The sequence below is a fragment of the Planococcus sp. ISL-110 genome (genome assembly GCF_018613575.1).
In the GTDB taxonomy this organism is placed as follows: Bacteria; Bacillota; Bacilli; order Bacillales_A; family Planococcaceae; genus Planococcus.
The window spans coordinates 1-19,865 of the sequence record NZ_JAGGPX010000036.1 but is presented as its reverse complement, the minus strand read 5'-3'; the positions used below and the strand labels follow the sequence as shown (position 1 = coordinate 19,865).

21 protein-coding genes and 1 pseudogene are annotated in these 19,865 nt (G+C 41.4%); 7 read left to right on the top strand and 15 right to left on the bottom strand.

All coding sequences use genetic code 11. The features are described from left to right. Entirely contained in the window at positions 1-351 is a 351-nt protein-coding gene (locus J7I83_RS16980) for an ArsR/SmtB family transcription factor (RefSeq protein ID WP_215102686.1), read from the bottom strand. A gap of 400 nt (positions 352-751) precedes the next feature. On the opposite strand from J7I83_RS16980, the gene J7I83_RS16975 reads away from it, so the two are divergent. Continuing rightward, on the top strand, positions 752-1,000 hold the full coding sequence (locus J7I83_RS16975; RefSeq protein WP_215102684.1) for a helix-turn-helix domain-containing protein: 249 nt from the start codon (positions 752-754) through the stop codon (positions 998-1,000). A 739-nt stretch (positions 1,001-1,739) separates the two neighbouring features. Here the strand turns inward: J7I83_RS16975 and J7I83_RS16970 are convergent. Both J7I83_RS16970 and J7I83_RS16965 read right to left on the bottom strand, forming a co-directional pair. After that, positions 1,740-2,213, bottom strand: a complete 474-nt coding sequence (locus J7I83_RS16970; protein ID WP_353048302.1) for a DUF2243 domain-containing protein — start codon at positions 2,211-2,213, stop codon at positions 1,740-1,742. Positions 2,214-2,490: 277 nt separating this feature from the next. Beyond that, positions 2,491-2,703 carry a hypothetical protein gene (locus tag J7I83_RS16965; RefSeq protein ID WP_215102681.1) on the bottom strand — a complete coding sequence of 71 codons (213 nt, stop codon included), beginning with the start codon at positions 2,701-2,703 and terminating at the stop codon, positions 2,491-2,493. A 144-nt stretch (positions 2,704-2,847) separates the two neighbouring features. Here J7I83_RS16965 and J7I83_RS16960 point away from each other — a divergent pair, with 144 nt between their 5' ends. From J7I83_RS16960 to J7I83_RS16950, 3 genes are read left to right on the top strand one after another with little or no spacing between them, the layout of a single operon-like run. Next, entirely contained in the window at positions 2,848-3,501 is a 654-nt protein-coding gene (locus J7I83_RS16960) for an ArsR/SmtB family transcription factor (RefSeq protein WP_215102679.1), read from the top strand. Between the two features lie 20 nt (positions 3,502-3,521). Next, on the top strand, positions 3,522-3,788 hold the full coding sequence (locus J7I83_RS16955; protein ID WP_215102678.1) for a hypothetical protein: 267 nt from the start codon (positions 3,522-3,524) through the stop codon (positions 3,786-3,788). Positions 3,789-3,835: 47 nt separating this feature from the next. After that, entirely contained in the window at positions 3,836-5,077 is a 1,242-nt protein-coding gene (locus tag J7I83_RS16950) for an MFS transporter (protein ID WP_215102677.1), read from the top strand. Between the two features lie 598 nt (positions 5,078-5,675). On the opposite strand, the gene J7I83_RS16945 is transcribed toward J7I83_RS16950, so the two are convergent. From J7I83_RS16945 to J7I83_RS16915, 7 genes are all read right to left on the bottom strand, one after another. Beyond that, the gene (locus J7I83_RS16945) at positions 5,676-5,930 is read right to left on the bottom strand and encodes an SHOCT domain-containing protein (RefSeq protein ID WP_215102676.1); all 255 of its coding nucleotides are present in this window, start codon (positions 5,928-5,930) and stop codon (positions 5,676-5,678) included. Between the two features lie 513 nt (positions 5,931-6,443). Then, the gene (locus J7I83_RS16940) at positions 6,444-6,713 is read right to left on the bottom strand and encodes a LapA family protein (RefSeq protein WP_215102675.1); all 270 of its coding nucleotides are present in this window, start codon (positions 6,711-6,713) and stop codon (positions 6,444-6,446) included. A gap of 589 nt (positions 6,714-7,302) precedes the next feature. Beyond that, positions 7,303-8,070 (bottom strand): WbqC family protein, encoded by a 768-nt coding sequence (locus J7I83_RS16935; protein WP_215102673.1) that lies wholly within the window; start codon positions 8,068-8,070, stop codon positions 7,303-7,305. Positions 8,071-8,370: 300 nt separating this feature from the next. After that, positions 8,371-9,144, bottom strand: a complete 774-nt coding sequence (locus tag J7I83_RS16930; protein WP_215102671.1) for an SDR family NAD(P)-dependent oxidoreductase — start codon at positions 9,142-9,144, stop codon at positions 8,371-8,373. Between the two features lie 54 nt (positions 9,145-9,198). Beyond that, positions 9,199-9,768 (bottom strand): GNAT family N-acetyltransferase, encoded by a 570-nt coding sequence (locus J7I83_RS16925; RefSeq protein WP_215102669.1) that lies wholly within the window; start codon positions 9,766-9,768, stop codon positions 9,199-9,201. Positions 9,769-9,950: 182 nt separating this feature from the next. Next, on the bottom strand, positions 9,951-10,916 hold the full coding sequence (locus tag J7I83_RS16920) for a glycosyltransferase (protein WP_215102667.1): 966 nt from the start codon (positions 10,914-10,916) through the stop codon (positions 9,951-9,953). 213 nt (positions 10,917-11,129) lie between these two features. Then, complete coding sequence (locus J7I83_RS16915) at positions 11,130-11,396, bottom strand: histidine kinase dimerization/phospho-acceptor domain-containing protein (protein WP_353048303.1); 267 nt, start codon at positions 11,394-11,396, stop codon at positions 11,130-11,132. Between the two features lie 194 nt (positions 11,397-11,590). On the opposite strand from J7I83_RS16915, the pseudogene J7I83_RS16910 reads away from it, so the two are divergent. Then, positions 11,591-12,020 (top strand): annotated as a pseudogene (locus J7I83_RS16910) (linear amide C-N hydrolase); the annotation flags it as partial. An 86-nt stretch (positions 12,021-12,106) separates the two neighbouring features. Here J7I83_RS16910 and J7I83_RS16905 read toward each other — a convergent pair. Next, positions 12,107-13,012, bottom strand: coding sequence for a LysR family transcriptional regulator (locus J7I83_RS16905; RefSeq protein ID WP_215102663.1), 906 nt, complete (start codon positions 13,010-13,012; stop codon positions 12,107-12,109). A gap of 106 nt (positions 13,013-13,118) precedes the next feature. Between J7I83_RS16905 and J7I83_RS16900 the strand changes: the two genes are divergently transcribed. After that, a complete protein-coding gene (locus J7I83_RS16900; protein WP_215102662.1) occupies positions 13,119-14,156 on the top strand; it encodes a YeiH family protein in 1,038 nt (345 codons plus the stop codon). Between the two features lie 64 nt (positions 14,157-14,220). Here the strand turns inward: J7I83_RS16900 and J7I83_RS16895 are convergent, their stop codons facing one another. The 3 genes from J7I83_RS16895 to J7I83_RS16885 form a co-directional block, all read right to left on the bottom strand. Next, a complete protein-coding gene (locus J7I83_RS16895) occupies positions 14,221-14,775 on the bottom strand; it encodes a GNAT family N-acetyltransferase (RefSeq protein ID WP_215102661.1) in 555 nt (184 codons plus the stop codon). An 84-nt stretch (positions 14,776-14,859) separates the two neighbouring features. After that, complete coding sequence (locus J7I83_RS16890; protein ID WP_215102658.1) at positions 14,860-15,741, bottom strand: DMT family transporter; 882 nt, start codon at positions 15,739-15,741, stop codon at positions 14,860-14,862. Between the two features lie 68 nt (positions 15,742-15,809). After that, complete coding sequence (locus tag J7I83_RS16885; protein ID WP_215102656.1) at positions 15,810-16,670, bottom strand: aminoglycoside phosphotransferase family protein; 861 nt, start codon at positions 16,668-16,670, stop codon at positions 15,810-15,812. Between the two features lie 240 nt (positions 16,671-16,910). Here J7I83_RS16885 and J7I83_RS16880 point away from each other — a divergent pair, with 240 nt between their 5' ends. Next, positions 16,911-17,363 (top strand): DUF305 domain-containing protein, encoded by a 453-nt coding sequence (locus tag J7I83_RS16880; RefSeq protein WP_215102654.1) that lies wholly within the window; start codon positions 16,911-16,913, stop codon positions 17,361-17,363. Positions 17,364-17,510: 147 nt separating this feature from the next. Here the strand turns inward: J7I83_RS16880 and J7I83_RS16875 are convergent, their stop codons facing one another. Continuing rightward, positions 17,511-19,565 (bottom strand): GAF domain-containing sensor histidine kinase, encoded by a 2,055-nt coding sequence (locus J7I83_RS16875; protein WP_215102652.1) that lies wholly within the window; start codon positions 19,563-19,565, stop codon positions 17,511-17,513. Positions 19,566-19,865 lie beyond the last annotated feature (300 nt).

Here is a 19,865-nt window from a genome sequence, read left to right as displayed (position 1 = left end):
TTATTTGCAACTGATTCGCAAACCTTGTTTTTCTAATTCCTGGATCCGCTCGTCCTGGCTTGGAATAAATGCCAGAATATTTAGGATCATTTCGTACATAGCACTGGCTTCATTCAACGAATAAAAAATCCACTGCCCTTTTCGGTTTTCTTTTACCAATCCGACATCGCGCAGTTTCCGCAGATGCTGGCTGATGGCGGGCTGGGTGATATTGAAGATTTCAACAAACTCACAGACACAGCATTCGTTCTTTTCCAACAGCTTCATCATTGACAGCCGGGTTTTGTCTCCCAGGAGCTTCAACACTGTACTCGCTTGTTCAATTTCAATTTCCTTCGCTTTCACTGCCATTTGTTCTTTCACCTCTTTTAACGGTTAATTTTTCCATCTTAATGCTATCTGTATATAGTTTTAAGACTAACAATATCATATCAGCATATACTTATGTGTTCAAGAGTGAAAATTAAACTACTTTACATATCCTTATATAGAGGGATAGCTATCAAGACCATATCTGTTTTCATTTCATTATTTAACGATAAAGCAGTTTTTCAATTAAATTACCGATGTCTACTAAATTTCTTTTGCAAAATTATTTTCAAAATTCTCTATAGTATCTATTTGAAGTATGCCCTCTTTAAGTTTACAGAAAATTTACAAAATAATAACTTTTTGTCATTGACTTCTTAATAGAAAACAGATTAATATCTATATATTAGCAAATGATTATATAGTGATAAGGAGTGAGAAAATGTTAAATGAGCCATGTAATGGTTTTGGGGAATTTATTCAGGTATCGCGAGAACTCAAGAATCTTTCCGTAGAAATGTTGGCAGACCAACTTGGTGTTTCAAAGGTAATGGTTGAACGATTAGAAAAAGAATTGCTCTACCCCTCACATTCACTGATCATGAAATTATCTAATGTTTTGGATGTGGATGAAATCAAACTTATCAATTTTATCTGGTGTGAAAACAAAAAGTGCGGAAATCTTGCATGAAGTCTTTGCGGTAACTCTAACTCGAATAGAAAAGAAGCTGCTAAACACCCGCAGCTTCTTTTCTATTTTTTTATTCTCGCAACTGGGATACAAATTGATTTCAGAAATAAAAACGTTCGTAAAAGTACACTTTTACAGACAAAAAGGAGAGAAGACACTGATTAAAAGAACATCTTCCCTCTCTTTATATCTAAGCAGCCTTTGATCGCTGAGAATTTGTAAATAACAATAATGCTAGAGTCAAAAATATAACATTGAATAACTCGATTAAGGACACAACGCTCTTCTTGACCTTATTCAGCTCAGATTCACTTCACGTAGTGATAGAGAAAAGCATTTCAGTCAATTGATGCTGGCTAACTCTTTTGTAGCCCAACTTCTCATAAAAGTGGTGATTTCATTTGTTCAAATGAGGGATATCAAAACTCCATTCGACCTACATTGTAGCCCATGAACTCCCTTCCATCGTGTATATTCGTTAGGAAGCTCAAAGCCCGAAACAAAATCACCCAAAAGAATACTAGTGTGGGGTAGTGCCGCCAGTAGCCCGACAAGTGCTGCTCCTGCAGCGGTAACGCCTGTGAATCAGAACAAGTAGCGGCGGACCGGCCATCTTTTATAACGTTCATTCGTCCAAATCGCGAGAATTGAATAAAAAATCAATGCCCAAGCGAGCGCTAAAGCTGCTGGAACTGAAAACCAAAGCTCGATTGATTCCAAATGGTGATGGACCATCGCATCACGCTGACCGCCTTTCGTTTCGGGCTTTTATAAGCAACGCGATTCCGGCGGCGAGCAATATTGCTCCAAATATGTTCCATGCTAAGTCATACGGCAATAACTCAACATTGTAGCGGATCTGATGGGTCCGCAGCACTTTATGGTCGATGATGCCGTCAAACAGCTGGAATGCCCCCATTCCGATTAGGATTGCCGCTATCCAGCGGCGCATCCAGACCGCATTTCGCCTTCTGAGATCCGCGAACATGAACAACCCGCCAATCGCTGCAAACCATGCAAATGCATTAAGCAGGCCATCCGCAAAAATACCGATTTGCGGTGTCGACAAATCGTAAAAATGATGCCATTGAAGCAATTGGTGAAAAATAACTTCGTCGACAAACGCCATCAGGCCGATTCCGAAAAATAATCCAGACCAGAAATTGCGCTTTTCATACTTTTGGATATCATCGTTTGCTACTGAACGATCCACGTTTTCATCCCCCTTTCCATTTTTCATCTTCAGTTATCTTATATGTACCCGAACGAAATTTCACTAAAACGAAGGAAGAGACTCTGACCAGGCCTTTACTCGATTTTGATTTGTTTGCTGTTCTCGAATTCATCTTCCGATTTTGGCACATTCAACTACAAGGCAGCGTGCTTGAAATTCTCTTTTATCGTACTGATTCTTTTCTGCCAACTCCAATCCGGAATAACGAACCTGCACCATATGATCAGTGAGAAAAACAAAAGTGGAACGCTGTTCATTACCGCTGCCAGTACAACGACCAGCCCTCCGAATCCACCGGGCAAAAATCCGGTTGTGAGGCCAGGCCAGCACCTCCGAAAATTCGCGAAAAACTTACGACGAAGAGGATCCGTTGAGATAACTTCTTTAATTTATCTGGGGAGTCTGTATAACTTCGTGCTGACTCGTCTGTTATTTTCAGTTCCACCACCTTCCCTTCTATTGTTGCCATAACTTTTCCTCATGGGAACGACAACAATAATGTTTCAAAAGGCTTTTTTTGCTCTTTTTTAAACCAAACACTTTACAAATATCATGGTATTATTATATCATTCAACTATTCAATTGATTACTTTAATAGATTGGGGGTATTTTTTTGGAACCACGAGATTTTAAAGATTTTGTATATGGTCATTTCGCCAAAATATCCAAAGCTCTTTCAAGCCCACGGCGTTTTGAAATCCTCGACTATTTGTCCCATGCACCGAAAACAGTCGAGACATTAGCTAAGGAAACAAGCATGTCTGTAGCCAATACTTCCCAGCATCTTCAATCATTACTGGAAGCCAAACTTGTTAAGTTCACTAAAGATAAAAATTTCGTTTATTATTCTTTGGCAGACGATAAAGTGGTCGAAGCTCTTCGTGCAGTCCGGAATTTAGCTGAAACACGTTCTCCCGATATCGAATATCAGAGAAAAGAATATATCGAAAGAAACGATAAAGTGAAAGTGGTTCAACTAGAAAGTATGCTGCAGGAACTACAGAATGGAGAAGCTGTTCTGATAGATGTTAGACCTGAAGAAGAATATGACACACGTCATATTTCAGGGGCGATGTCCATCCCCCTTCATAATTTAGAAAGTCATATTTCCTCTCTTCCGCGCAATAAAAAAATCATTGCATATTGCCGCGGTCCATATTGTCTTTTTGCTACGCAAGCTGTTGAAGTTTTAAATTCATTTGGATTTGAAGCGTACCGTATCGAAGAAGGAGTCAATGAACTGAAACACTCGGAGTATATCCATTAAATTTTAACGGGGACTTCCACATGTTATTTCGTCAATATTTGCACACCGAACCAATAGCAGCATCCTATTTATTTGGGTGCTTGAAGTTTATCCAGAAGCTTTTTCTGGTGCTGTTTGAGTCCCTGGGCTTAGTGGTAAACCTTCTGCCAGTATTGGATTTGAAAAACCTTACTAATGAAGCTTTCAAACTTAATGATGAATCACAGTTTGTCGAGTTTATAAGAACGAACGTGCCTCCACAACCAGAAGGATCCGCTGAAATAAGAAAAATAAATCAAGGGAAGTAAGAAAAGGAAAACCTTTTTTGGTTTCCCTTTTTTTGAAGGTGAACAGTATGAAGAATGTACAAATTGGCATAAAAGAAAACTTACTGAATTTCATCCTTTTGGTTGCAACAAACTTCTTTGTTGGGTCTATGGTTGGCTTAGAAAGAACCATCCTCCCAATAATCGGTGAAGAAGATTTTGGTTTAGCATCCACAAGTGCGGCTTTATCCTTTATCATTAGTTTTGGATTTTCAAAGGCAATTGTGAACTATTTTGCAGGCGCAATTGCTGATCGGTTTGGAAGAAAAAAAGTGTTGCTGATCGGTTGGAGTGTGGGCTTGCTAGTGCCTTTACTGGTAATCTTCGCAAGCTCATGGTGGATGATTGTAGTAGCGAATATTTTCTTGGGTATTAATCAGGGGCTAACATGGTCAATGACTGTAAACATGAAAATCGATATAGCGAAACCTACTCAAAGAGGATTCGCTGTAGGTTTTAATGAATTTGCAGGATATACCGGGGTAGCTGTAATGGCGGCCGTTTCAGGTTTTGTTGCCTCGAGTTATTCGAACCGTCCAGAACCCTTTTATATAGGAATTGTAATTGTGGTAATCGGCTTTGTTTTATCGCTAATTGTAAAAGATACTGAATCACACATTAAACTACAAGCTAGTTCTTCTAATAAAAACACTGCTGTTTCAGCGGTAGAAGTCTTCAAAAATACGACATTTAAAAATAAAAATTTATCGACCCTCACATTTTCAGGACTGAGCACCAATCTTAAAGATGGAATGGCTTGGGGACTTTTCCCGATTTTTTTTGCGAGCGTTGGCTTGAACTTAGCTCAAATCGGATTGCTGGTTGCCATTTACCCCGCTTCATGGGGACTTTTTCAGCTTTTCACAGGAGTACTAAGCGATAAAATAGGAAGAAAAAAATTGATTGTAGGCGGCATGTGGCTTCAAGCCATTTCACTATGGATGATTCTGTTTGTAAATGAGTATAGTTTATGGATAACTGCAGCCGTCCTGTTAGGTGTCGGAACAGCGATGGTTTACCCAACATTGCAAGCTTCAATAAGTGATATAGCTGATCCATCATGGAGAGCTTCATCAATGGGTGTTTATCGTTTCTGGAGAGATAGTGGATATGCCTTTGGAGCATTATTTGCAGGTGTGTTGACGGATTTACTAAATGTGAATTGGGCTATCGGATTAGTCGCTTTCATGCCGTTAAGTGCAGGCATAATAGCGGCAGTGAGGTTACGTGAAACCTTGCCCGGCCTCTCTAAAGGTCATGAAAAGTTATAATCGTAATTAAAGTGAAAATAAGCTCGATATTATTGAGCTTATTTTTTGTGCCTTCATTTATCTTGGATTTGTCTTTCCAAATAGACTCATCCGCATAAGTTTGCTAAATGCTTTATTTTTTTATTCTCTCCATTACATCATCGTGTATTTTAAATTGATTCGTTCCATCATAAACCATTTATAAAAGCACACTCATACAGACAAAAATTTGATCTTCCTCTTCTTTCCCTTCGTATTCAGGCAACTTCTGGTAAGTACATGTCTGCGAAAAACATGAGGGTCTCTTCATATGAAGCTCCCTCTTCCGATAATCGGTCATATATTAACTATACACCAGGCATTGGTCGGTTAGATCTTAACCTAATAGAGACAGCAACAACTTCGGTATAGGAATTTATTGTATATTTTATGGAGGTGTTTTTTCCATGGCCACAAGAGTCACACCGAAGAATACCTGGATTATTATAATCACATCCGAAACCAGACAAAACAAAACAACCAATTCCCGGTGAAAATACCGACAATTGGCTGCTAAACCTTTAACAAAAGAGGGTTTATGACTGTCTAAAAACGACACTCAGTGCCGTTACTGCGCCACCTACTTTTTAGTATCATATCCCTCTAGTTCTTGCAAGCGCTCCCGGTATTCTTCCGTGCTGATTTCTCCCCGTGCATAACGCTCTTTCAGCAGATCCGTTGCAATAGAAGAAGAACGGCTACCACCTTCTGTAGATGAGCTTTTCCGCATGAAATAGACCACCAGCACCACGGCTAGGACGATAAACAATAGCAGCAAAAGAGTAAAAAAGAACATAGTAGCCCAACTTCCATTATGCATTCCGTAATTCCACATTGCTGTTTGCTCCTTTCATAATTTACTTGCCAGTACTCTCCTGTTTTCTAAAACCTTTGGCTCAGATGATTTGAAGCAGTTGAAATTGGTACAGCCAAAATTCTTTCACAGTTCCAACTGCAGCTGTTTTCTATACCATCAGTGTACCATAAAATATTATGAATATTCTTATAAATAAAAAAATACAATTCTTCAGAATTTAGAACCACCGCCGATTTTTCGCATAGCAGGCTTCCACAAGCTAAAATCTTGTGTCCTCCTTCACGGAATCGCAATATAAAGAAAAGTGGCATTATTTTACTGACATTAAAGCTCTACATTAAATTCTGCTCAAAGCGGAATTATTCGTAATCTGCAGATACAGTCGTTTCTTTTTATTCTTCAATGGGATTCAAAAGAATAGCTGTAAAGGTGAGTAAAACCCATTGACTACTCGTAAGAAAAGAGCAGGAGCTCCTTCATGCTCTTCCCCTTCCGAATAACTTTGCCATAAGATTGCAATAGATTTCTAGTTCAACGAAAAACTATTATTTTTTCTCTTTGACCGTCTTTCCTTTTTGCAGGGCTCTTATGTTTCTTCTGCAAAGAGAAAATTTTGACAAGCGCCACCGATCCGCTTAACAGGAATCCCATCAAGGCAGAAACGAGGATAACAAGGACAAGTGGCCACTCCGCTTCACCGAAAACAAAATTGACTGGCACGGTATCCACATTGACAACTGAGAAAATGATGATCATTATGGCAAACAAAAATGCGTGCAACACGAGCCACCGGAATTTCATATGCGTAATTTCCTTTTCAAAATAGTATAAAAAAATGGAACAGGGTTATAAAGAATATACCCAGCTCCATTTAACTTATAAACTTAGGCAACCGGTTCGTTCTAGTCCCATTTGTTCTCAAGTTCTTTTTTCTATATGAGTTCACTAATCATTTTAGTGGATTTGGACAGGGAGTACCTGATTTTTCCATTTATAATGAACTTTTTCTTTTTGTTTTCGTCAGTTTTCGATTGTTTTGTGAACACCTAATCTTTAAGTCATTCCACAGATACTGATTAGTAATGTCTAGTTTATTTCAGTTGCAAAATGCATTTGGCAAACGGTCTTCAAGTCTCTTACTCTATTATTCTATAGCATTCTGACACTGATCGAGTCAGTAAAGAATGGGGAAATCTTGTGTTTCCCTCAATTTTCATGCATTATTTAAAGTCTTATTTCAGTGTATAATGCTGGAAATTTAATTGCAGAGATCCTTTTGTTTTGATTTCATACGAAACAGTTTCAAAAACTACACAAAGCAACTAAGCCGGAAATCTGCTTCGTTAAAGAAGATCACCAGGGTTTCTTCTGTTGTTAAACTAAGCTTGCATTATAAAACTTCAAAAGCATCAATCATCTTGTTGACTTCTTGCTTACTATTGAACATCAATACATCGATAATCGAAAGGCCTTTATGGAAAGATTCTTGCTTTTGATCATAAGGCAGGAATTCGGTATTATAGAAAACTAGTTCTATTCCATGCTGAGAATACTTTTCTTTACAATAAATTCCTTGGCCTCCTGGGGCGTTTATATATATATGTGCCCCATAAAATTCCGAAAGCTGCAAACCCCAATCATCGGGAGTTTGGATTTCCTTAAACTCAATATCCAAATCCGATAGCCGTTTGATATTATGATTGATTCCTAAAAAGTCACATACTTGTATAAGTGCATTAATATTAAACTCCGCTAAACTGTCGGTCGGGTATTCTAAGCAATCGTTTAAAAGGTTCCAGACTTCCTCATAATAAGGCGCTGTTTTTTTGTAAACTTCCAAGCTTTTTAATATTGTTTTTTTCCATTCAACAGACTCATTCAATTTAATTGATTTGATCATCGTATCTTGAGGTGCTTTTATAGTAGAAGCATTTATATAAACAGGCTCTCCTTTTGGACCAATTATACGATTTCTGTTTATCCAGCCCCTCCTAATATACTGAGCTATATCGAAAACAACAAATACATCTGTATGTTTTACCAGAGTAAAATAACCGATATAAGGGAAAAAATAGGGCTGCATCAATACTAGTTTCGTATCTCCAGAAAAATTCCTTTGGTTAAAATAATTGGCACCCTCTTTAATCCCATATGTCATATTATTAACTCCTTTCCTTATACCTTCATAAATCCTTTTTTATTTCAAACAGTATCTCCACGTCCGGAAATCAACTTGTCATCCATGCTTCAGTAATTAGTTATTTCTAAAGGGGTCGAATGAATACTGAAAGTTAATTTCTTTAGTTCAACTTACCTAACCTATTCTTTAATAGTTCCCTCATTGGAATTCGAAAGTTTATTTCGCGGAATATGCGCAAATATGCAAAACCGAACTTATGTTTTATAATGAAAAACAGATTTTCTGGCCTTACTGTTCGTTGTGTTCGGATTCCGGCTTTCAACGGGCACCCATTCCTCCGTCTATTCTATATTGGCTGCCCGTGATAAATCGGGAATCATCACTTGCCAGAAAAAGAATCAACTTTGCGACTTCGTTCATAGTTCCATATCTTCCCAAAGGAATACGGGAAGATATTTTACTTCGAACTTCTAAAGGGTTAACGGGATTGATGCTTACTTCATTTTTTCGCATCATGTCCGAATCTAATGGAGCTGGATGGATGGAATTGACACGGACTGAGTCAACTGAAACTTCCAGGGCTGCAGTTTTTGTCAAGCCGACAACTGCATGTTTAGTGGCCGAGTAAAGCGAATTTCTACTGCTACCCATGAGTCCTGAAACAGAAGAAGTATTGATGACGCTGCCGCTCTGCTGCTCACACATGACAGGCAGCACATGTTTCAGTCCCAGAAAGACACCTTTCACATTAATATTCATAATCGCTTCATAATCCTCTACTGTCTGATCTACAAGAGACGCCACTTTCCCGAGTATCCCTGCATTGTTTAAAAAGATATCAATTTTTCCCCATTTCCGAAGAACTTCTTCTACATAACTTGATACATCCTTTTCAGAAGTCACATCTGCAACTAAACCGATCACTTCTCCGTGAACGCTCAGCTGTTCTGTGTAGGTTGATACCGCCTGCTCATCATAGTCAATAAGCGCTACTTTGGCTCCTTCTTGTAAAAAAAGGAAGGCTGCAGCTCTGCCGAGGGCTCCGGCTCCACCTGTAATCACAGCTACTTGGCCTTTTAGTTTATTAGCCATTTCTTCTTCCCCCTTCCAAAACAGCTTCCAGTAAAATCATCTACAAAAGAATCTTTAAGATTCTTCAATTTTCCAATAACCATTTTCTTCACAGAGCTCATCATATTCGCTTTTCAGAATCCCTACTATGAGCCTGTCGTAAAACCTGTTATTGCGGAAGGCATGATCACGGATCCTGCCTTCTTCTACCCACCCACACTTTTTAATGAATAAATTATATGAAGGAATATTGTGCTCGACAATATCCCCATCAAGCCGATGCAGCTGCAGTTCTTCAAAAGCATATTTCATTGTGGTCATAACAGTATCCCGACCGTACCCATGTCCGCGCATATTCTTTTTTCCAATTAAAATTCCATGGTGGGCTGAACGATTCTTTAAATCGATATTAGTAATATTGGAAATGCCAATAAACCCATCTTCCTTCGTATCAATCGCAAGCCGCAAATTTCGATCATCGTAGGTCAATTGATCAAACCATCGGTTCTGTTGCTCGGAAGAAATTGGAATAGACCAGCCCCCAATGAGATTGGCTATTTCAGGATCATTGTGAAAACTCCTTAACTCTTCCATATCTTCTCTTTCTAAAGCACGCAATGTAACCTTTTTCCCTGAAATGTTCATCTTCTTCCCTTCTTTCTGTTCATATTGTCTTTCAAGTGTTCCTATTCAAGATTTCGGCAAATAAAACTTACTGCTTTCAAGCAATTCAAAATCCGGTCTACTATTAGTGCCACCCGAAAAGACGATTTATTGTTGCCCCTCAACTATTTGAGGTAGTTTAACGAGGCCCCTACGATGTTCATTTATTTGATCACCTTCCATTTAGCAATGAATAATAGCCTCGTCAATGTTGGAAATTGATATTTGAATTGCAGACTTGCTTTTCTTTTAAAACCCAATTTTTTATATTGTTCGATGTATTGATCTTGTTTAGCTTCTCTTTTTTTTCCTTGTTCCAATAATATACAGACTTTATTTCTTTGTTTTGTCTTAGTAATCACTTCATTGAATTGAAAATTTGTATATTCATTTATCTCGTCGAGTATCTTTTCTACGTTTTCTACGTTCTTCTTTTTTCTCTCAAACGACGCAGCTTGCTTTTCCGTCCATGAGCCTTCCACACCTACACGGTACGCAGACATATTATCGTCCATGTAATAGACAGTTCCTTGAAGTGCACCGTGGATCACCAGTGGATAATCCCCTATAGGGGCATTGTAATAGAAGGGGGGAATATCAAAAATCTTTTCTCTAGAGAAAATGATGGAGTTCGTTGCAATCAAATCACCACCGCCTTCAATGATTTCTTCAATAGATAGCACTTTGCTTTTTCGGCTCGGCCGAATGTTTGAAACCACTTTTTTCTTGATTGAAGAAACCCTGGCTGCGGCATGGACGCACATACTGCATTCAGAATTATTTTCCATATAGTCCACTTGCTTCTGCAGCTTGTAAGGGTCAGTCCAAAAGTCATCCCCTTCACACGTTGCAACATATTTCCCCTTGACTCTATCCAGATTAAAATTTTCCACAAAGACACCTTTTGAGTATTGGTTAACGGTCTGGTAGATCGGTTTTATGATGTCCGGATATTTGCTTTCATATTTCCGGATGATATCTGCAGTCCCATCTGTTGACGCATCATCGTATATCAATATTTCAATCTTAAAGTCTATTTTCTGCATTAAGAAACTCTCGATCGCGTCTGCTATGAAATTCTCATGATTATAAGTAAGACTTACTATGCTTACCATCAATTTTTCGTCCATTAGACGTTTTCCTCTCTTTACTGTTATTTTGGATAGTTTTGTCTCATTTCCCCTTGAATTATGCACTACTTTTTACTTAATAATTCCATCTTTCCACTTATTCTAACATACCTTTTAATCAAAATTACAGATAATTTAGATAATAATGATAACAGAATTTTTTCGGGTTATTACTTGAATTATTTTATTTTAACTAAAAGCTGCAATTGACTTTCAATAAGTTTTTTCATTTTCTTGAATGACAATATGCCGGATGAATTCATTGATGTCTATTTGTTCCTTGGCCACTGGCAACGCTTGATTTTTCAAACGAAAAGTCAAGGTCAGCTCTTCAAGCAATTTTATCATATAAAAGGATTTCTCATTCATGATTGAAGCGAATTTACGGGTCTCCTGTACGGACCAACCGTAATCGGTTGACTCCAGTATTCGGGCATAGCCTGAAATCGATAACAGCGGCATTTTTAAATCATGCGACAGTGCGTTGATCCCGTCTTCGCAAGTGCTCCAGTATTTTCTGCTGATGCTGATGGAGCTTCAGTATTGCGGGCAACTGTTCAATCGTTGTGACAAGATCTTTATAAAGACGATACTTTTTTTGATCTCCCCTTTTTTATTGGTGATCAAGGAATCGTTTTTCTCATAAGAAGGCTGTTCTTGTCGGCCATCTCCAACTAAACAATTACCGGCATCTTTCTCCGACCGTTTCGGCTAATAAGTTTTCGGATCAAGTCGAATTGACTGTCTATAGTCGCGGCATGGGCGGGCTAGGGGCTTCCTGGGGATTTATCGTCCGCTTCCCGGTTCGTCAAAGCAGCTTTTACGAAGTTGAATTCCGTGTCAGCCGACTCCGAATCTGAGAGCGTCGGCCAATTTTTCCATCTGTTAAAATCAGTCGAGCAGCAAAAGGGCGCATGTGAATTAGAGGATGGGAAATTCGAATACACGCTTTATTCTTCCTGCTGCAACATGGATAAAGGCATCTATTATTACACCACCTATGAAAACAGCCAAATCTCAGCAGTCAATATGCACAACGAAGATCTCGACGGCATGCACTTAACGACGTACCCATTAGCCAACAGCCAGCAAATCATTTTTTAAAATTAATCCTTGCAACAAAAAAAACGATTCTGCAGCAAATTGCAGAATCGTTTTTTACATTCTTCTAGAAAAAATCTCTGCCTTGCTTATTGAATCTTAAAATCAGTGAGCTCCTTATGGCTCTTCAACAACTCAAGAAATGCAGAAAGTGCTTTGGTCTGGAACGGTGACCTGGTGACAATGGAGAAATCACGTGTGTATGGCAACTCTTTTATATCCAGAACTTTGATGTCCCCGTAGCGCAGTTCTTTTTGAATCGCCCATTCCGACAGGAGGCTGATGCCCATGCCCGCTTCGACCATGGCTTTGATCGGCTGGGTGCTGCTGAAATGCATGATGGACTGGGGAGTGATTGAAAACTGCTTAAAGACATTTTCTGATGCTTCTCTTGTGCCGGAACCAAGCTCTCTCAAGATCCAAGTTTCTTCGATCAACTCATCCATCGTTACCGGCTCTTTGCGACATGCCAGTGGATGAGCGGCTGATGCCACAATGACCATCCGATCTTCCGCAAACGGTTCGGTCTTCAATTCCTGCACATCTTTGAAATGCCCTTCTACGATGCCGACATCCAGTTGATGGCTGAGGACGAGCCCAGCGATTGTGGTCGTGTTGCCGATGGTGACGAACGGTTTAATGTCCGGATACCGCTCTTTTGCCTCCGCGATAATGCGCGGCAGCAAATATTCACCGAATGTGTAGCTGGCACCGATGGCGATCGACCCGCTCGCTTTGTTGGTCAAGTCGTCGAGAAGATGATTCATTTTTGCGTAAAGCTCTTTGATTTCGATGGCGTGATGGTAGACGATTTCCCCCGCTTTGTTCAGGCGCACGTATTTATTGGTCCGCTCCAGCAATTTGACGCCCGTGCTGTCTTCCAATGACCGGATGTATTGGCTAACGGCCGGCTGCGTCATGTGCAGCTCTTCCGCCGCTTTGGAAAAATTCTTCTTTTCGACTACTTTGAGAAACACTTCCAAGCGCTGATCCATCCTGCTCCCCTACCCTCGTATATAGATATGCTTATTATCACTATTTTAAATAATTATTTTACTAATGTATAGCTTTTTTCTATACTTACCTGCAGGAGGTTTCATCATGACTGCACATCACAATACGAACTCTTTCCACCCTAACTCCAATCCCTTATCACCAACCGCCGCCTGGATCGGCGGCGTACTGTTCACATTCCTGATCGCATTTCTTGGCTATGGATTGGCCCAGGTGCCTGGCTTTGATCAAGTCGGCCAGCTCGCTTGTGCCATCATCATCGCGGTTTTCTACCGGCAGATTTTTGGCTATCCGAATGCCATCCGGTCCGGCATCACCTTTTCCTCAAAGCGCTTGTTGCGCGTTGCCATCATTCTTTTTGGATTAAAACTAAACATCGATACCGTCCTGAGCGATGGGCTGGGCTTATTGCTGCGGGATATGGTGGTCATTGCATTTGCCATCCTGCTGACGGCTTGGCTGGCGAAACGCTTTAAAGCCGACAAGACCATTTCCCTCTTGCTCGGTGTCGGAACAGGCGTTTGCGGAGCAGCGGCTATTGCGGCCATCGCCCCGATCATCAAAGCAAAAGACGAAGATACGGCGATCAGTGTCGGCATCATCGCGCTTGTGGGCACTGTCTTTGCGATTTCCTACACCATCCTCCGGCCATTCTTGCCGCTTGACGACATCGAATATGGTATGTGGGTCGGCATCAGCCTCCATGAAATCGCCCATGTGGCGTTGGCCGGTGCGCCGGCTGGAGAAGATGGCTTGGCCATGGCCCTATTAGGGAAATTAGGGCGCGTCTTCCTGCTCGTCCCTCTATGCTTTATCTTTATTTTTCTGATGAAACGCAAAAATAAAGACCAGGAAACGGACGCTTCGATCCAATTTCCTTGGTTTCTTCTTGGCTTTATCCTGTTAAGTGTCCTCGGCAGTTACGTCTTTGGCCATTCCGTTCCTTTTCCGGAAGCGCTGCGTGAGTTTGTGTCGACAGCGACTACCTGGTTGCTGACGGCGGCGATGGTCGGGCTCGGCTTGACTGTCAGCCTGCGGGATCTGCGGGAGCGCGCCATGCTGCCGCTCGCTGCCATGACCATCACTTCTATTTTGCTGTCGGTCTTTGCGTATTTGGCAGTGTGATGAAATTAGAGAATGTAAAAAGGAAATGCAATAGCCCCTTGGCCGTTGCATTTCCTTTTTCTGCTTAATTCCTTGCTGTCCATTCCTCGCGCAATATCCCCATTTTAATGGCATCGTAATAATGGCCTTCTACGATGCGCGCCTTTCGTATGCGCGCTTCTTCGTTCATGCCCAGCCTTTCTGCAACTTTCATCATCCGTCTATTGCCAGACCAGGTCGACATGCCAAGCCGGTGCAAATCGGTGTATGTAAACAGGAAGTTGATCCATAGCCGGTAAGCCTCAGAACCATAGCCGCTGTTCCAGTAATCAGTGTCGTATACCACAACCCCTGTTTCCAGCCAGTTTGTATGTGGGTCCACCCAATAAGCGCCTACATAGCCGATTGCTTTGTCATCGGTGGAGATGATCAGCGATGCCGGTACGCCCTTTGCAATCTCTTTTTCCTCCAGCCATTTTTTTCGGTGCTGTTCCTTGCTAAGCCAAACTTCTGGAATGTACGGACCGTTCCATTTTTTCGCTTCCTGCTGGGTGTCCTCGAAACGCCAATAATAAAGTTTGTCAAGCAAATCTTCTGTTGCATTTATAAGTTCAATCTTTTTTCCAGTAACTTTAACCAAAATGTATTGCATCCTCTCTTAATTGTTTTCACTGTCTATTTCCGCGGGCGCAGCCGCTGATTTCTTTAGTTGAAATTATATAGTTCAAACAGTTATCCTCACCGGCACCCGCTTCTCGGGCCAATTCACAAGAAAAATTCCCGCAAAGATCAAACTTCCGCCAAACAACAGAGGCAGCCCAATTTCTTCACCGAGAACCAGCCAGCCGGATAGGATGCCGAAAAAGGGGGCCAGAAACAGAAAGGCACTCACTTTTCCGGAATCCCCTTTTTGCAACAGGTAGAACCAAATCGTAAACTGGACAATTGAGGCAGGAATGGAAAGCCACAAAAGAATGGATATGGATGTGGAATTGATGACAAAATAAGCATTTTCAAGAAAAGCAGAACCCAGCAGTAAAATAAGCCCGCCAAAGAGCATTTGGTAAGCAGTCAATACCCACATATCAATGGATACGCCCCATCTCTTGATCAACAGCGTTCCCACTGCCCAAAAAACGGCGCTCGAAAAACCGAATAAGGTGCCAATCCCGATTCCCAAATGGCTGCCCATGGTCACAAAAACACCAAAAAAGCCAATGATGACCCCTATCCACTGGATCATTCGGTACCGCATACTCAGTGCCAGTGTTCCAAAAATCACCACCAATAACGGATTCATGAATGTCAGGATGGCGGATTCGCCGGAAGTGATGGTCCGTAAACTGAGAAAGATGGCACCCATGACGCCGGCCGTTTGAACAGCGCCGATCAGCACCACTTTTCCCCATCCGGTTGCAGTTTTCGGATGCTTTCTTTTAAACAGCAGCACGAAGAAGATCATGATGCTGCCAGCGATGGTAAACCGAAGGCCTGCCAATAATAAAGGCGATACATAGATCAAGCCAATCTTGGCTACCACAAAGGATGATCCCATCAATCCGGTCGTGAGAATGACGAGAAATGAGAAAATCAGTTTTGCTTTCAATTTGCCACTCTCCTTCCCCTAGAGCTTCTCTACTGAAGCTGCTCTAGTCTCGTATTGTAAGCTGAGATTTACTGGCTATTGACGATTCGGCTCCAATAAGACCAAGCTTTCAAATATGCCGGAAAGTCTGCGGGATGGTGTTTGACACAAATCGCCAGCCGCAGGTACAATCCGATCAATACTTCCTCATAAAGCTGTTTATTCCCAGGCAGTTCCATGGAAAGCATGCCAAAAGCGGAATCCAAAGTTTCTTTCGTCGTATCAGCCGGCGATGAAAAAAACGCGTAGATCAGATCGTAATGCGGATAGCCGAGGATTGGCATCGGATCAATGACACCCACCAGCTTCTCTTCACGGACAATCAAATTATGGATTCCGCAATCGCCATGGATAAAATAAGGCTTTTGCTGCGCGTTCTGGTTTTGTGCAACCGGCAGTGGCGCGGTTATCTGCAGGCCTTCCTTTTTTAAACAAGGCATCAGGATTTCTTTTGCCGCCAGGACTTCTTCTGTTAAAAATTGTTCCCAGGAGCTTACGGTCGCATCTTGCCATCCCCAGCCTCTTTTGCCAGATACGGGCTGATATTGGTTGATCAAGCCGTGCACGAGTGTTTGAAGAAGCTCTTTCTTGCTGTTGTTGAGCGGATCGACAGTGGATCCGGGAATGTATGTATAGGCCATGAAACAATATGAAGGATCGACTGCCACCAAGTCTGGCAATAGCAGAACCCTTTGATAAGCCAGAAGAAATTCAGCTTCCGATTCTGTTACCATGGCTTTATTGAATTTAAGAACATAGGCACTGCCATTTTCTTGGCGCAGGAGAAAGGCTTGGCTCATCGTACCGCCGGTCAAAGCCGTGTACTGCCAATTGGCTGGCGGCAGAAGGTTGCTCTCTGTCAATTGGGTAATGATTGTTGGAATATCCATTTGCTGCCTCCCAGCCTGTTGTTCTATCGCTAAAATAATCATACCATTATTCTGATTCGGAATTTGCAATACTTGCTTTATTCAGCTTTTGAGATAAAAAAATTGCAGTTTCATTGAGTGGACGAGTGCGCCCGCTCAATTTATGCAGTTTCTATGGAGTTTAAGTCCAATAAATCATGGTATATACATAAAGAAGAAGCATTTGCCTTCAAAATAACTACAAGAAGAGGAGAATGTCTTATGAAAGCCTATTTGAAGTTCGGAATCATGATTGCTACTTCCACATTTTTGATGTACTGGTTGATGTATTTGAATGTATTTCAACTAGACCATGTAACTTTCAGTGAAACGAGAGTCTACATGGCTTTGATTATGGGGTCTATTATGGCGATTGTCATGTTGCTGTTCATGTGGCCCATGTACAAGAACAAAAAAGTTAACACGCTGATTCTGGCGGGAGGTGCGGTCGTATTTGCACTTTCATTGTGGCTTGTCCGCAGCCAGGTGTTGATTGAAGACACCGGTTGGATGAAAGCGATGATCCCTCACCATTCAATCGCTATCCTGACGAGTGAAAGAGCGAATATTTCAGATCCCCGCGTAAGGGAATTAGCAGATCAAATTATCCAGGCCCAGCAAGAAGAAATTGCTGAGATGGAAAGATTGATTGAAGATCTTGAAAATGAGGAATAATTAAAGTAAATCAAACAGAAAAAAGGCCAAGAGCGAAATTTATCGCTTTTGGCCTTCTTTTATGGTTAATTATATCCCGTAAAAACTCTATGTAGAACGTATGGCTGCTATCACTCAGGCAATACCCGATTCGCTTACACATTCTCTCTAACATTCATAATGAAATTTGACTGAAAATACCGTGCCTTCACTACTTGACTGCACCTCGATTTTCGCATTATGGCGGGCAGCAATAGCGTACGAAACACCCAGCCCCAAGCCGGTGCCATTGTCTTTTGTCGTATAAAAGGGAGTGCCGATTTTTTTCAGGACTTCCTTGTCCATTCCGCCGCCTTGATCCTTTATTTCAAGAACAGCCGTCTTGCCATCTTCAATATATGTGCGGATGGACAGCATTTTTCCCGGTTCCATCGCTTCAAGTCCATTGCGGCAGAGGTTAATGAGCAATTGGCGGATTTCATCCCGGTTCAAGGACATTTTAGGCATGGATTGAGTCTCAAACTGGATAAACTTATTTTGATTAAAGGTATCGATCTCCAACAGGGGTGAAATATCACAAATTATGGCATTCAAATCCTGCATCTTTAAATCCGACGACCGTGTGTTGCCCATCGACAGAAACTCGGAAATGATGGAGTTGGCGCGATCCAGCTCATCAATCATAAGAGCGAAGTACGTGTTGAAATGCTGCAATTCTTTATTGTCCGTCAGCAACTGCAGAAATCCACGGACGGTCGTCATCGGATTCCGGATTTCGTGGCTGATTCCAGCAGCCATCTGTCCAATCAGCTCCAGATTGGATAAGCGTTTCAGTTCAAGTTCATACTTCTTTTTTTCAGTGGTGTTTTTGCAGAGGCAGCAAATGCCTTCGTCAAAAGGATAAGCGACTATATCATACCAATAGAAATCCGCAGCAGAAGAAACCTCAAAATGCACCGGAATCCGTTCATACATTGCACGAGACAGTTCTTTATGGAAAACCGCGTTAAAATATTCCGAAAAAACAGACCATACCGTTTCCCCCATTACATTTTCAGCCGTTTTCCCTTTAGGAAGCGGCTGGTGGCGATTGATGTAGATAAATTCCCAATCCTTGTTCAACGCGAAAAACCCATCCGCTATGCTTTCGATGACGCTAGCGACCTTGTCATTGGCGTTGTCCAATTCGTTTGTCCGCTTTTTCACACGAAGTTCCAGCTGATCCATATAGGTTATGTTTGAATAGGTAAGTGCTGTGGCGTCGACGATGGACTGTGCCAGATGCACCTGCGATTTTTCGTCAGCCTGCAGGGTCTCCATCAAACAGGCAATGGCGACAAACCCAAAAGCATCACCTTTGGAAATCAGCGGAATGAGGAGCAGCCTGCACCTTTCCAAACTTGGAATAAACTTAATACTCTGTTGGACAATCACTTCGTGGAGGATGTGTTTCGTACTTTCATTTGTTTGAATGTCACTTAATGCTTTTTTCCACTCATCCTGGGTCCATTCGGATTCCTTGCTGGATCCATTGAAACTGATGGTTTCCGAATCGTTCGGATCTCTCAAATAAACCGCTACGTTCTTGCAGTCCACCGTTTTGCTCAAATAGTAAAAGCAGGTATCCAGACTTTCATCTACAGTTGAACACCTGGAAAGATCATGGTTCGCATCAAGCAACAGCTGCTTTTCAATAAGCAGCTGTTCTTTTTGTGTTAAGTTATTAGCGTTTTGAATGGCGACAGCCGCCATATTGACATACGCTTCGATGCTTTGGATCTCCATTTCTGTGATATTCATGGGTTTGCCGCAATCAAACAGAAAAACCAGCCCAAATAAATGCTCCTCATAAATGATGGGAAGCCCAAGCAGGGAATGAATATTGAATGCAGCAACTGCCACGGGGTTGGGCCGATTGTCCCTGGATGTATCTGGAATGTAAATCGTCTCTTTAGTGGTGAAGACAGCATTGGCAAATGCATCCGTTTCCAGTTCAATTTTTTGTGACAGGATGGATTGCCCATTGATGAATTCCGGTTTCCCTGCCACTGCTTTAAAGTTTCCTGTGCCGTCGGGCAGATAGATTCCCACAGAATCACATTGCACGATTTCCTCGGATATTGCTGTCGTGACATGCTTCAGCATGTCGGGCAGTTCAAGTTTCGTATTGATGATTTTGGTTAGTTCTGCCAGCCTGGAGTATCTATTTTGTTCTTTTAACATGACTATTCGCTCCGCTCTTGATCATTATGAAATGAAAATTTCCGGTTTTTTAGAGAACCTTTCTATTTCTTCAAGATATTATGTCAGTAGCTTACCATATTTTTTTTACCTGGGCTAAAAAATTTCAGCCTCCCCTGTTCTGCTGGTGATTTATTTGAGGAAACTTATTTGTTCATGCAGACCCAGCGGACAAATTTAGCCAGTTTCAGATCACTAGTGTTGCATTAATTATTTTTGAAGATTAGGAATTCATAAAACATTCGAAAACTGACGAAAACCAAAAGAAAAAAAAAATTAAAA